At 58.3% G+C, this 12,999-nt stretch carries 11 protein-coding genes; 2 read left to right on the top strand and 9 right to left on the bottom strand.

Annotated elements, in window-relative coordinates; genetic code table 11:
• Positions 1-37: 37 nt before the first annotated feature.
• Together EU557_RS04880 and EU557_RS04875 are read left to right on the top strand one after the other, a co-directional pair.
• Positions 38-1,234 (top strand): threonine synthase, encoded by a 1,197-nt coding sequence (locus EU557_RS04880; protein WP_135529271.1) that lies wholly within the window; start codon positions 38-40, stop codon positions 1,232-1,234.
• Positions 1,235-1,653: 419 nt separating this feature from the next.
• Positions 1,654-3,036, top strand: a complete 1,383-nt coding sequence (locus EU557_RS04875; RefSeq protein ID WP_210115978.1) for an ammonium transporter — start codon at positions 1,654-1,656, stop codon at positions 3,034-3,036.
• A gap of 132 nt (positions 3,037-3,168) precedes the next feature.
• On the opposite strand, the gene EU557_RS04870 is transcribed toward EU557_RS04875, so the two are convergent.
• The 9 genes from EU557_RS04870 to EU557_RS04830 form a co-directional block, all read right to left on the bottom strand.
• Entirely contained in the window at positions 3,169-4,377 is a 1,209-nt protein-coding gene (locus EU557_RS04870; RefSeq protein ID WP_167855089.1) for a tetratricopeptide repeat protein, read from the bottom strand.
• A 37-nt stretch (positions 4,378-4,414) separates the two neighbouring features.
• Positions 4,415-5,695: a tetratricopeptide repeat protein gene (locus EU557_RS04865; RefSeq protein ID WP_135529268.1), complete on the bottom strand. Its 1,281-nt coding sequence runs from the start codon at positions 5,693-5,695 to the stop codon at positions 4,415-4,417.
• Positions 5,696-5,714: 19 nt separating this feature from the next.
• Positions 5,715-7,082, bottom strand: a complete 1,368-nt coding sequence (locus EU557_RS04860) for an ATP-binding protein (protein ID WP_135529267.1) — start codon at positions 7,080-7,082, stop codon at positions 5,715-5,717.
• A 148-nt stretch (positions 7,083-7,230) separates the two neighbouring features.
• Positions 7,231-8,028 (bottom strand): ZIP family metal transporter, encoded by a 798-nt coding sequence (locus tag EU557_RS04855; protein WP_135529266.1) that lies wholly within the window; start codon positions 8,026-8,028, stop codon positions 7,231-7,233.
• A gap of 80 nt (positions 8,029-8,108) precedes the next feature.
• Positions 8,109-8,381, bottom strand: coding sequence for a DUF167 domain-containing protein (locus EU557_RS04850; protein WP_135529265.1), 273 nt, complete (start codon positions 8,379-8,381; stop codon positions 8,109-8,111).
• A 9-nt stretch (positions 8,382-8,390) separates the two neighbouring features.
• Complete coding sequence (locus tag EU557_RS04845; RefSeq protein ID WP_135529264.1) at positions 8,391-8,591, bottom strand: DUF5683 domain-containing protein; 201 nt, start codon at positions 8,589-8,591, stop codon at positions 8,391-8,393.
• A 71-nt stretch (positions 8,592-8,662) separates the two neighbouring features.
• Positions 8,663-9,412 (bottom strand): endonuclease III domain-containing protein, encoded by a 750-nt coding sequence (locus EU557_RS04840; protein ID WP_135529263.1) that lies wholly within the window; start codon positions 9,410-9,412, stop codon positions 8,663-8,665.
• Between the two features lie 184 nt (positions 9,413-9,596).
• Positions 9,597-10,016, bottom strand: coding sequence for a response regulator (locus EU557_RS04835; protein ID WP_135529262.1), 420 nt, complete (start codon positions 10,014-10,016; stop codon positions 9,597-9,599).
• A 12-nt stretch (positions 10,017-10,028) separates the two neighbouring features.
• Positions 10,029-12,767: a PAS domain-containing sensor histidine kinase gene (locus tag EU557_RS04830; RefSeq protein WP_167855088.1), complete on the bottom strand. Its 2,739-nt coding sequence runs from the start codon at positions 12,765-12,767 to the stop codon at positions 10,029-10,031.
• Positions 12,768-12,999: the final 232 nt, after the last annotated feature.

Genomic DNA, 12,999 nt, shown 5'->3' with positions numbered 1-12,999 from the left:
AATAGCAGCCGGGGAGTTTTGCGTTGAACTCTCCGTTATGCAAACTCTCCTCGACACCCAAACGCGCCTGCAGGATCTGCACTGCGCCGCCTGTAATACGCCTTACTCTGCCTTCCAGCTTCAGCGGGTATCCACGTGCTGCGGCCAGCCGCTGGTAGCCCGTTACGATCTACACGAGCCACTAACCCGCGCATCGGGCATCGACCAGGCAGAAAACTCCATGTGGCGCTACCACTCTCTGCTGCCCCTCCTCGACGATGCCAACCGCGTGAGCCTGGGCGAGGGCTGGACGCCCATGCTGCAGCTCCAGCGCCTAGGTAGCCGCTATGGCCTCCGCGACTTGCGCCTGAAGGACGAAGGCCTGAACCCCACCGGTTCCTTCAAGGCCCGGGGGCTGAGCATGGCCATTTCCAAAGCCAAGGAGCTGGGCGTTACGGGCTGCATCATTCCCACCGCTGGGAATGCGGGCGTGGCCATGGCCGCCTACTGCGCCCGTGCCGGTATGCGGGCTGTGGTGGCTATGCCTAGTCACACGCCTAAAGCATTTAAAGAGGAGTGCTACTGGTACGGGGCCGAAGTGCACCTTGTACATGGCCTGATCAACGACTGCGCCGCCCGCGTACGGGAGCTCAACGCCGACAACTCCTTGCTCGATGTATCGACGCTGAAGGAGCCTTACCGCCTGGAGGGCAAGAAAACTATGGGCTACGAGCTGGCCGAGCAGCTTAACTGGACGTTGCCCGACGTGCTACTCTACCCCGCCGGTGGTGGCACCGGTCTCATTGGCATCTGGAAAGCCCTGCGCGAAATGCAGGCTTTAGGCTGGCTCCCAGCCGATGCCAAGCTGCCCCGCATGGTGGCCGTACAGTCGGCTAACTGCTGCCCGTTGGTAGAAACCCGCGCTGGCCGGCAAGCTAACTGCCACAGCTACGTAGGCCAGCCCACCATTGCTAACGGCCTGGCGGTGCCCCGCCCCCTCGGCGAGCCGCTGATGCTGCAGGTGCTTGATGAATCAAATGGCCTGGCCGTAGCCATCACCGACGAGCAGATGCTGGAAGGCATGCGGGAGCTAGCCCGCCTAGAGGGCATGTTTGTAGCGCCCGAGGGCGCCGCCGTCTGGATGGCCGCCCGCCAACTACTAGAAACCGGCTGGCTGCGTCCTGAGGAGCAAATCCTGCTACTCAATACCGGTTCCGGCCAGAAGTACCTCGACAACGTGGAGGGCCGATACTAAAGCTCCCCAATTCCACAACCTACCTTATTCACGGACTGGCCTACGGCATCTCACTAGATGTTGTAGGCCAGTCCGGTGTGTATAGGGCAGGTAAGTAAGGTACAGCTAAGCGAGGCATTGAGGGGAGTTAAGGTCACTGACTGGCCAAGTAATTCTTTTGATCAGATAACGTAGGATCTATAAGGCTGGAAGGTCTCGCTATTCTGCTTAATAGCAGGCTCCGCCCTTAGCTAAGGATGGCATCAGATATTTAAGGCACTTCTTCATAACAGTGAGGGTGTAAATTACATAGTGTAGAATGTTACTTAGATAGTATATTTTATGAACTGACCCTAAAATTTAGAGTGTGAAAGAAGTAAATAGGTGTTTTTGATCTATCTTGCCTATGAAAATAGGGGATGATATCAAAAATGAATCAAATGAAGTCTGACGCACCTGCTCTCCGGCCTAGTTTCAGTTTGTTTGCACTGATTGCACTGCTGGGCCTAGCCATTTTGGCTGCGGTTGCCCAGGTACCGCACCCAGCAGCGGCCCCCGGCACGCTCAACGCCGCCGATGTGGCCTGGATGCTCACGGCAACTGCCTTCGTCTTGATCATGACGCCGGGCTTGTCGTTTTTTTACGGCGGGATGGTGCGCCCCAAAAACGTGATCAGCACCATGCTGCAGAGTTTTGTAGCACTGGGCGTGATTTCTGTTCTGTTCTACTTCGTGGGCTTCTCGCTCTGCTACGGCGACTCCTGGCACGGGCTCATTGGTAACCCCCTCACGTTTGCCATGTTGCGCAACGTGGGCACGGCGCCTAACCCGGCTTTTGCGGCCAGCATCCCGTTTGTACTCTACTTCGCATTTCAGCTCAAGTTTGCCATCATCACGCCTGCCCTTATCACAGGCTCTTTCGCCGAGCGCGTGCGCTTCAAAGGGTATCTGGCGTTTATGGTGCTGTTTAGCCTGTTCATTTATTGCCCCCTGGCCCACTGGACGTGGCACCCCGAGGGGTTCCTGCATAAGTGGGGCGTGTTGGATTTTGCGGGTGGCACGGTAGTGCATATCTCGGCGGGCGTTGCAGCGCTGGCCGGAGCTATGGTGCTGGGCCGCCGCTCAGCCAACCTGCGCCCTACTTCGTTTTCTACTCCCAACGTGCCCTACGTAATGCTGGGCACGGGGCTGCTGTGGTTTGGCTGGTTTGGGTTCAACGCCGGCTCGGCGCTAGGGGCTAACGAACTGGCCGCTGTATCATTCGTGAATACTAACCTGGCCTCGGGTGCCGCCCTCATTGCCTGGATTTTGGTGGAGATTGTGCGCGGCGGTAAGCCTACGGCTGTAGGTGCCTGCACTGGTGCGGTAGTAGGCCTAGTAGCCATTACGCCCGCTGCTGGCTACGTTGATTATGGCCAGAGCATTTTGATTGGGGTGATTGGTGCCCTGGTAAGCCACGCCGCTGTACACTGGCAGAACAGCCGCACCACCATCGACGATACGCTGGACGTGTTTCCTTGCCACGGCCTCGGGGGCATTGTGGGTATGCTGCTCACGGGTGTTTTCGCCGCCAAGGATGGTTTATTCTACGGCAAGACCAGCCTGTTTGGGTACCATGTTCTGGGCCTCGTGATTGTGGTGGCCTACTCTTTCATTGGGGCTTGGGTGCTGCTGAAAATTACCGACCGCATCTTCGGGCTGCGCGTGAAGCTGCAGGAAGAAGAACTTGGCCTCGACCTCAGCCAGCACGAAGAATCTACCTACCACATCGACGAAGAATTTGAGCGCACGTATCGCCGTGAGCCAGTTACGCAAAACGCATAATTAAGCTTTTATACGCCTGCTAGGCCATTGGCAGGGAATTGATTACAGTAAAATTAGGCGTGGGAAGAAAAGGCCACCGGGTGGGGAACCGGTGGCCTTTTCGTGTGTAAGGAGGTGAGCTTAAGTGAGCTGTTAGCTCATCGCCGTCGTCCAGATAAACAGCAGCCAAATAATAAATAGCAGCCCCATAGTACCGGTATGGGCCTGGGAATCGGGGGCAACTAGTTGCAGCCCGCCACCCAGCAGGCCTAGTAGAATCAGCGCCACGGTAGCAGCTAGGGCCCAGCGCTGCGTCCGTTTGGGCACGCGCGGGCGTAGAGTTACCATTAGCGGGAAAATGGCCGCCAACAGGCCTAGGCCGATGGCGCCAAGCCAGGCTTGATGGGCCAGGGAGGAAACAGTAAATGCCGCCGTTGCCGCTACCAGCACTACCACAAAACCCAGTGCCTGTCGGCGCTGCTCGTCTGAGAGGGCATGGCGGCCGTAAGGGTTTAGCAATAGCAAGCCGTTGAAAAGCGGGTCGGCAAACCAGCTCATGAACACGAGCGGCAGGTACAGCGGCAGCAGCAGCGGCACAAAGCGCACCAAGATGTAGAGGCCAATGAACAGCACCCGCCGCGCCATGCCATTCAGGTTTTCGCTCCAGACGGTAAACCGCAGGAAGGCCCGATACAACCAGTAGCGAGCTTTCAGGGCTTCTACTAGGCCACTGCGGGCGTACTCCGAAGTAGGGGACAGCCGCAGGGCATTCCGAAAATGTTCCAGCGCCTCTTTATGCTTACCAGTTTCCAGCGCTACCCAGCCAGCATCGGCGTGGGTGCCGGCATCGTCGGGGTCGTAGTGCAGGGCTTGCGACAAGGAGCTGGCGGCATCTTCAGAACGGCCCAGGCGGGCTAAGCAGCGCGCCCGCAGGCCCAGGCAGTCTACGTGCTCGGGGTCGTAGGCCAGTCCCATTTCGGCGGCGCGCAATGCGGCGCCCCACTGACCTTGCGTGAAGCGCAGAATGCCCAGCGTGTGGTGGTAGTTGGGGTCGGTGGGGTCAAGGGAGAGGGCCTGCTCAATAGCCTCACGGGCAGCCTCAGTGTTCTGCAGGCGCTGCTGAGTCAGGCTCAGGAGGTAGTAGGCAAAATCGTGCTCTGGTGCCAGGCCTACCGAAGTTTGGGCGTGCAATAGGGCTTCCTCGTTGCGGTGCTGCTCCAGTAAGGCAAGCGCCATCAGGGCATGCGCATGGGCATCGTTAGGGTCGGCGTGCAGCACGCGGTGCAACTCCTGCTCGGCCTGCGCGGCGCGGCCCTGCCGGAGCAGCAGCAGAATTCGGTCGGGCCAGTTGGGTTGTTCCATGAAAAAATGATGGGCTTGGAATGCAGCAGGCAAGATACTATCGGAGTGTTCTACCCGCTTGGGTAAAAGGTACGCCCCGGACCAGACAGTAAAAGAGCAGGCCATTGCTTACCAGCACGGCAGGAGGCCCCCACGGCCACAGAGCTGACCAGAGTGAGCTGCCCAGGCTGGCTACCAGTACCAAGGTAGCCAGCAGCAACCACCCCGCTGGTGATTTATCGGGCAAAGGCATTTCCGCTGCACTTTTCAGGGCTTGACCAATGCTCATTACTAATATGGTCAGGCCCCCGGTCAGGCCAGGCCCCAAAGCACTGTCGGGAAAGCCTAGCTTCAGCATAATCCAGATGACAGGTGGTAGAAACGCCACCAGCAAAAACACGAATGAAACCACGGCACCATATCGGTAGAAGGTTTCTCGCAGGTAAGAGGGGGCTCCAGCTGGCCGATTGCGTAATTGCCGCACCTCTGGATGTAACCGCCAGTACAGGGACTCAAACCCCAGGAACAAGAGAAGCGGAATGCACAGGAGGGAAAGCGGTATCAGAATCAGAAAGAAGTGGCCCCAGGCCCGCAGTACTCGGTTTTTGGTGCCTTCAGAAACAAACGTTAAGTACCGGTTGAGCCCATGGGCTAGGCGGCCTATTTTGGATTGATAGCGCAAGGTCTGCGACAAGCCCTGGTGCACTTTTGAGTTGGTAGGGTCCAGACGCAATGCCTCCTGATAATGTGCTTGAGCCTGGGTATACTCTTCCCGCCGTAACGCCTCCTGGCCTAGCCATTGATGAGCCACCGACGATTGAGGCCGCAGGCTCACCAAGTAGTGCAACGTACTGAGCAGAGGGTCCCATTGCTGGAGCAACTCCTGCGCCTGTGCAAGCTGCGTTAGGCATTCTACGTGCGCGGGGTCATAGCGCAGGCCCATTTCAGCCGCCGCTTTTGCTTCGGTGGGCCGCGTTGTAGCGTTGAGTATCCAGGCCAGAGTACCTAGGTACTTGCTATTGATAGGGGAAAGGCGAAGTGCTTCCCGGATATTCGTTTCGGCTAGGGCAGCCTTGTCGGCGTTGGCTTGCACTAAGCTAAGCATATAGAAGGCCTCGCTTTCCTGCGGGTTTAGCCGGATAGCGCTGTTGGCCGCTTCGTCAGCTTCTAGAAGCCGCTGCTGCCGAAAGAGCGTAAGAGCCAGCACTACATGCGCAAATGCGTGGCGCGGGTGCTGAGCCAAGTGCTGGCGTACCAGCCGTTCAGCCTGCTCTGGCCGATTTACGGCTAGTAAATGCTGCGCCGCTTCCTGCCATTGGTCGGTTTCAGCGTGATTCATGCTGCTACTTAAACTAAGCCTACGCCGAGGGCTTCTTGATGCCGAGGTACACCAGAATGTCGTCGTAGAGGCCGCCTTCGTTGGAGTAGAGGGCGTAATTTTTGGCCGTGGCAAACCACTCCCGCGTGCTGGGCCGCACCTTCCCAATAGCATCCTGCAGGGTGCGCTGCTCCAGCGGCAGCGGTTTGCCGGCCTTCATTGATTCGCGCAGGCAGCTTTCAATGGCTACGTCTACCACGGCCTTCAAATCGGCGCCGGAGTAGCCGGCGGTTTGAGCGGCCAGCTTGGGCAGGTTGATAGACTGGCCTACGGGCTTCTCGCGCAGCAGCAGCTCCAGCACGGCGGCACGGGCGGGCTCGTCGGGCGGGGTAACCAGCAGAATCCGGTCGAAGCGGCCGGGGCGACGGAAGGCGCCGTCGAGCTGCCAGGGGGCGTTGGTGGCGGCCATGATGAGTACTCCCTCGTTGGAGCGAGTGGCCCCATCAAGCTCAGAAAGGAACTGGTTGATAACGGTGCGGCCCGCGCTCTGGCGCAGGTCGTGGCGGTTGGCGGCCAGGGCGTCTACCTCGTCAAAAAACAGCACACACGGCGCCTGTAGGCGGGCCTGCTCAAAAATCTGGTGCAGGTTCCGCTCACTGTTGCCCAGCCACATATCCAGAATGTCGTTGATGCCGACATGAATAAACGAGGCTTTCACCTCACCGGCCGTGGCCCGGGCCAGGTAGGTTTTGCCGCAGCCGGGCGGGCCATAAAGCAGCAGGCCGCCGCCCGTGGCTTTGCCGTAGGCCTTATACAAATCCGGGAATTGCATGGGGTGGATGATCTTCAGGCGGATTTCTTCCTTCAGACTTTCCATGCCGCCCACGTCCGAGAAGTTGATGCTGGGGCGCTCTAGGCCACCAAACAGCGTCTGCTCGTTAATGAGGTCGTTGGGCGCGGTGTGGTGCTCGGGGGCCGCGCCGCCCTGGGCTGGTGCCCGGCCGCGCAGGCGGGCTGCCAGGTCGGCATCTTCCAGGGTAGGGTTAAAGGCCAACGCGGTTTGATAAGCCTCTATGGCGGCCGTTAGTTGGTCGGTATCAGCCAGCAGGCGGGCGTGGAGAAGGTGGGCGCGGGCGTGCTCGGGCTGCGCTTCCAGCAGTTCTTCCACCACTACAAAGGCCGCCGAGGTTTTGCGCAAACCCGCATAGGTTTCGGCTAACCCTAGCTGCAGATCAGCATCTTGCGGGGCTTGGCGTAGGCCAGTCCGGTATAATTCTTCGGCTTCGGGCAGGCGGCCGCTTTGCAACAGCAAACCGGCCACGTGCTTGCGCAAGGCCAGGTTCTCGGGTGAAAAAGCTAGGGCTTCTAATAGCGGTTGGATAGCTGCGGAATCGGGAGGAAGGGCCATAATGGATGCTCTAATCTGATACCGCAAGCTACGAAGGAGGCAATTGTGAAGTGGGGAAATTGTGAAACGGAGAGTTCAATACCCTACTATCATGAGGAAGCACGACGCGAGGGAAGTTCACAAAGGCACCACTGCACAATCTCACTGTCTATTCGCCCATTTTGCTCAGCACAAACGACACAAGAAAGCCTAACACCGTGATAAGGCCAGTGAAGTTATGGGCCACATCAAAGGCCTCCGGAATCATGGTGTCGGCAATCATGGCCAACACGGCTCCGGCTGAAACGGCCATGGTGGCAGCTACCACATTGTCGGAGAAGCCACTGAAAATGGTGTAACCAAGCAAAGAGGACAGGCCGGAAATAACCATAATGCCGGCCCAGAGCAGCAGTACATATTGCGGCGTACGGCCTGCCTTTTTCATGCCCGCTGCGCTGGAAAGCCCTTCGGGCAAATTGGATAGGAAAATAGCTACCACGGCTACCATACTCACGGCCCCGCCGGCCAACATGCTCAGGCCAATTACAATGCTCTCGGGAATGCCATCGAGCAAGGCACCAATGGCGAGGGCCATACCGTTGTCATCGCCCGAATCAGTTGCTTCCTTCTGGCCGGAGTTAACCGATGCCCGCTCTTGCTTCTGCTGGTCACCGGAGCGTTTGCGGTGTTTGGCACCGTGGCGGGCCAGCAGCCAGTTGGCAAACGTGTACGCGGCGGCACCGCCCACAAACCCGATGGCCGTAGCATCGAAGCCGCCTTTCTCGTAGGCCTCTTCCATGAGTTCCAGGGAAAGAGTTGAAATCAGAACGCCGCTGCCAAACGCCATAATGGCGGCTACCAACCGCTGCGGAACCTGCAGAAAGTAGCCAATAGCCGCGCCAATGAGCAATGCGGAGCCCGATACCAGGCCCCAAAAGCCGGCCACGGCCCAGGTAGGAAAATTCATAAAGAGGGGAGTTGAGGGGAGAAAGAGTAGGTCTTGCCCCTGAGGTACGGCCCCCCTGGCGTGGAGTTTTGCGAAGAGAGCTAGGCCTCTCGAAACTGCTCCAGAGTGGCGCGGAAAGCGTCTTCTGTTAGGCCCTCCACTTCTACCTTCTTAAACGGGGCGGTATGGCCTGCAACCAAAGTGAGGCTTGATTTCGCTACCCCAAACACCTCCGCCAGGTACGCCAAAAGACAGGTGTTGGCTTTGCCATCCTGCGCGGGCGCTTTCAGGCGGATAGTAACAGTGCCATCGGGCGCAACCGAGAGATGGTTGGCGCGGGCGTTGGGCTTGGCTTTGAGATGAAGAACAGGCACTTACTAAAATCAGGCGGGAGAGTTGTAGGCGTCGTACACGTTCCAGGCCCAGATCAGGAAAGGCACCACCAGCGTCCAGGCCAGCAGAAAACCCAGCACACCGCCTACGGCCCAAATCAGAAACGCTTTAATAAACTGACCTTTCACCAACTGGCCTAGGCCAGGAATGAAAATGGAGAGAAGAGCGGGTAAGCCATACGTCTGTTGCATAATTGACAAGCGAAAAGGACGAAGAAAGTGGCTAGATCAGCAGGCGGCTGTCACCATGAGCGGCAAACTACTCAAAATAACGACGGTTCTGATACGGGGTTGTGGTGGGTGCGGGCCTGGCCCGTGGGGCAGCGCTCCAGCAGTACGCAGCGCCCGCAGGCGGGCGTGTGGAAGTAGCAGCACTTCTGCCCATGAAACATAAAGGCCTCGTGGTGATCATACACCTGCTGAGCATCCCAGCCGGGTGGGAGTAGGGCCTCCAGCTGAGCATGAGCAGCAGCTTCGCCCACTTTGGGGCCAATGAGGCCCAGGCGCTGAGCCACGCGGTGGTGGTGACTATCTACGGGCATAGCGGGCCGCCGCATGGTGCTGAACAGCAGCACAGCCGCACTGGTTTTGGGCCCTACGCCCGGTAGCGCCTCCAGCCAGGCCCGCGCTTCGGGAATGGGCAGGTCGGCCAAGAACTCCAGGTTGCAGGGGCCGCCGCAGCGGTGGCCTACTTCCCGCAGCACATGTTGCAGGCGGGGCGCTTTTTGCTCGGGCCAGGTACACGCCTTGATAGCCTCCTGCACTTCCTCCGTGGGAGCATCGCGCACGGCGTCCCAGGTCTCAAACCGGGCCCGCAGCTGCTGGTAGGCCTGGTGCGAATCTTGGTTGCGGGTGCGATGAGAAAGCAGTGCGCTGATGAGCTCACTGAGCGGGTCTTTGGTGCTGAAGAACCGAAACGGAGCACCGTACTGGGTACAGAGCCGCTCATGGGTCCAGAGGGCCAGGTCGCGGCGGGCATCGAAATCAGCAACGGAGGGTGGGGTAGGCTTCACCAACTTGCCTACGCGCAGAGCCGCGGTTGAGGTTGGGGAAAGCCAAAATAGTCCTGCTCTGGCCTCGGTGGTTATAGCACAGGGCCCAGTACACGTGAGCTAGGCCACTCTCCGGAGCGCGCATTAAGTGCCAGCCTCAAGGCGCTGTGGCCTCAAGAGTACATGTAGTGGCCTAGGCCACACGTTAGTGCGGCAACTGACGCTTAAAATGAAGCTGGAGAATGGTATTGATTTTCTCCTCGGTTAGGGGTTTGCTTGCGAGGCCGGCAATTGGCAGCTCATGAAGCCGGGCCAGGTCGCGGGAGTGCATGCTCGTGGTTAGCACTACAATGATGATGGCCTCTCGGTGCTCCTGAGGCAGCTGCTGGTAGGCCTCCAGAAATTCGATGCCATTCATGGCGGGCATTTGCACATCCAGCAGAATGAGGGCCGGGCACGAGGTAGTGGGCGCCACGCACTGGCTCTGAAGTAAAGACAAGGCTTCGAGGCCGTCGCGGGCGATGATAAACTTGTCCGTCACATTCAGGGAGCGGAGCAGGGACTCGTTGAGGTAGTTAGTCGTGGCATCATCATCCACGAGTAAAATGCTGGAGAGCTTTTGCAATAGAGAGGAGTGTTAGGCGCTGATAAACGCCGAGCGGTCGGGGGCCAGAGGCAGCGTGATGGTGAAGGTGCTGCCCGTGTTAGTGTCACTGAGTACTCGTACGTTGCCGCCCGCGTTTTCAATAATTTTCTTCACCATATACAGGCCTACGCCTGCCCCCTCAACGTGGCTGTGTAGCCGCTGAAATAAACCAAATAGGCGTTGCTGCTGCCAGTGCTCCAGGCCCAGACCGTTGTCTTGTACCTGTAGCTCTACGCCATCGGCCTGCCGGCGCCCGTGAATATGAATCATCGGCACCCGGTCGGGGTGGCGATACTTGAGGGCGTTGCTGAGCAGGTTATACATCACTGAGCGCTGATTTTTGGGTGAAAGTGGGAGCTCAGGCACTTCGGTTATGCTTACGGTGATGTGGGCGCCAGTTGCCTGCAGCAGCGGCGCTAAGTCCAGCTGTACGTCGGCGATGGTGGCGGCCAGCGTCAGGCTTTCTACTTCTGTGCTGCTTTCCTGCTGCAAACGGGAGATGTCGGTCAGGTGGCCAATGGTCTGCTGGAAGCGCGTCACCGACTCCTTCATCATGCTTAAAATCCGGGGCACCGACTCGGCCGTGGAGTGCCCGCGCAGGTCGCGGCTGAGCGCATCAAGCAGGCCTTCAATGTTGGTGATGGGCACTTTCAAATCGTGGCTGGCCGTGTACACAAAGGTGTCCAGGTCGGCATTGGTGCGCGAGAGTTGTTCGTTGGTGTCGCCCAGCTCCTCATTGCTGGCCCGCAACTCCTCATTGATAGACGCTAGCTCCTCGTTAAGCTCCTGCACTCGGCTGCGAGAGAGAACCTGCTCCGTTACATCAAGGCCAAAGAGGGCAACCCCTGCAATGCCGCCCTGCTCCAGATAAGCCTGGTACGTAAAGTCGAAGTAGCGCGTAGAGGTAGCCTGCCCATTAGGGGGCGTGATTGTGACGGGCACTTCCGTCTGAAACTGCATGGTGCCAGTCTGGTATATCCCATCAAATAGGGCCAGCAGCGCCTTGGCCTCAGGCTGCACCTCGGCCAGCGTGCGGCCCCGAAGCTGTTGGCCAGGAAACAAAGCCTGGTAGGCAGGGTTGAGGTAATCGATGCGGTGGTCGGGCTCCCGCAGCAGGCAGATAACTGCCGGCGACTGCTCAAAGAGCTGAAATACGTTTTCGCGTTCCTCCTTCTGGCGTCGTACGGCGGCCTGCAGGGTGTCGGTTTGGCGGCGCGCCAGTACCTGCTTGGTGGTGTCTACGGCAAACACCAGAATGCCCTGGGTTTGTCCTTGGCCATCTAGCAAAGCTTGGTAAACGAAGTCCAGATAATATTGCTCATCCTGGCCCATGTTGGGGTTGTGTAGCAGCATGGCTATTTCACGACCCACAAACGGCTCGCCCGTGGCATACACCCGATCAAGCAGCTTAACGAACCCCTGCTCTACAAGTTCCGGCAACACCTCGGCCACAGAAGCGCCAAGGCGGACACGACCGGCCGTGAACGTGTCGTAGTAAGGATTAAAGAATGAGTAGCGATGATCAGGCCCACGGAGCGTGGCTACCAACGCAGGTACCTGGCCTATGATCTGCTGTAACAAGAGCTGCTGGTTTGCCAGCTGATGCGTGCGTTCCAGCACCCGAGCTTCTAGGGTGGCATTCAGTTGGCGAAGCTGGTGCTGGGCGTACTCCAACTCCACGTTATTAGCCAGAATTTCATCGTTGGCGGCTTGTAACTCCTCATTAAGCAAGCTGGTTTGCTGCTCCTGGGCTTCTATGCGCTGCCGGTTCAGTACCTGCTCAGTTACCTCAACGGCTACATCCAGTACTCCTTGCACAGTGCCCTGCTGATCGAAGAAAGGCTGATACACGAAGTTGTAGTAGGAGGTCATTAACTGCCCATTGCGGAGCATGTGGGCGGGCACCTCCTTACCAACATAGGGCACAAGGGTTTCACTTACTTGCTGCATGATCTCCTGAAAGCCTTGCCCCTGTAGCTCTGGCACCGCCTCTAATAAAGGACGGTTCAGGACCTGCTCTTGGCTGCGCCCCCACATGGCGCTGAGTAAGGGGTTGGCGGCAGTAATGCGCAAGTCAGGCCCTTCAAACAACCCAATGGCCACAGGAGCTTGCTCAAGCAGAGCTTTCAGCTGCAGACGCTCACGCTCCAACACGGCCAGTGCTGCTTGCTCGCGGGCCTGGGCCCCTGCCAAATGGGCCGCCGCCTGATGGCTTGCGGTTACGTCGGTCACGCTATGAACAAAGCCAATAACCGTTTTATCGGGGCCAAACACAGGGGTGTTGAGCGACTGCCAGTACCGTTCCAGAACCGCATTGGGTACCTCCGGATTTGGAATGCGGTAGTGCTGCACGGGCATTTGCTGGGGCTGGCCCGTTGTTACTACTTGCTGCAAAGAAGCACGCAGGTTGCTCATGGTAGCGGCCTCAGGTGTGCCCGGCTCCGCCGCAAAGGCATCAAGCAAGAAGTGGCCTACCAGCTGGCTACGGGAGATGAACGTACTGGCTAGGTAGGCATCACTGACGGCGGCAATGCGCAGGTCGGGCGTGAGCAGCAGATAGGCGCCGGGCAGGGCTGCAAATACCTCCGGCAGCATCCCTAGGTTGTGGAGGAGGGAGGAGGCTGGTTGAGTGGGCCCAGTAGCTGATGAAGACAAGTGCTCAGTAGACATTTGGGCAAACAACCGGTGGTTAAGCAGCAAACCGATATCGGCTGTACGGTAGTGTTGCAAAATTAGGCGACAACTCCCGTCGTAAGTTGCCTAAGCTCGACAATAAATTCTACGGTGTGCCAGCACTTGGTTGAAACGCAAATTCTGTTGCCTAACCGTAGCGGTGGGCACTATAGGGCCAGCCAAGCGAGTGCAGAAGCGGCAGGCGCAAAACGACTTTTATGAGCCTGGTGCAATGAGCAGTGAGGAGTAACCCCGTAAAAAAAGCAGCAGACCACGTGGCCTACTGCTT

It is taken from the genome of Hymenobacter wooponensis, assembly GCF_004745865.1.
GTDB classification, from domain to species: Bacteria; Bacteroidota; Bacteroidia; order Cytophagales; family Hymenobacteraceae; genus Hymenobacter; species Hymenobacter wooponensis.
Note: the sequence above shows the minus strand (reverse complement) of the source record. Positions and strands in the feature narration are given on the sequence as shown.

Bases quoted from the DNA above. Each gene is read 5' to 3' on its own strand.
- EU557_RS04855 (WP_135529266.1), bottom strand. From the start codon at position 8,028: ATGAATTTTCCTACCTGGGCCGTGGCCGGCTTTTGGGGCCTGGTATCG.
- EU557_RS04865 (WP_135529268.1), bottom strand. From the start codon at position 5,695: ATGAATCACGCTGAAACCGACCAATGGCAGGAAGCGGCGCAGCATTTA.
- EU557_RS04880 (WP_135529271.1), top strand. From the start codon at position 38: ATGCAAACTCTCCTCGACACCCAAACGCGCCTGCAGGATCTGCACTGC.
- EU557_RS04875 (WP_210115978.1), top strand. From the start codon at position 1,654: ATGAAGTCTGACGCACCTGCTCTCCGGCCTAGTTTCAGTTTGTTTGCA.
- EU557_RS04845 (WP_135529264.1), bottom strand. From the start codon at position 8,591: ATGCAACAGACGTATGGCTTACCCGCTCTTCTCTCCATTTTCATTCCT.
- EU557_RS04870 (WP_167855089.1), bottom strand. From the start codon at position 4,377: ATGGAACAACCCAACTGGCCCGACCGAATTCTGCTGCTGCTCCGGCAG.
- EU557_RS04860 (WP_135529267.1), bottom strand. From the start codon at position 7,082: ATGGCCCTTCCTCCCGATTCCGCAGCTATCCAACCGCTATTAGAAGCC.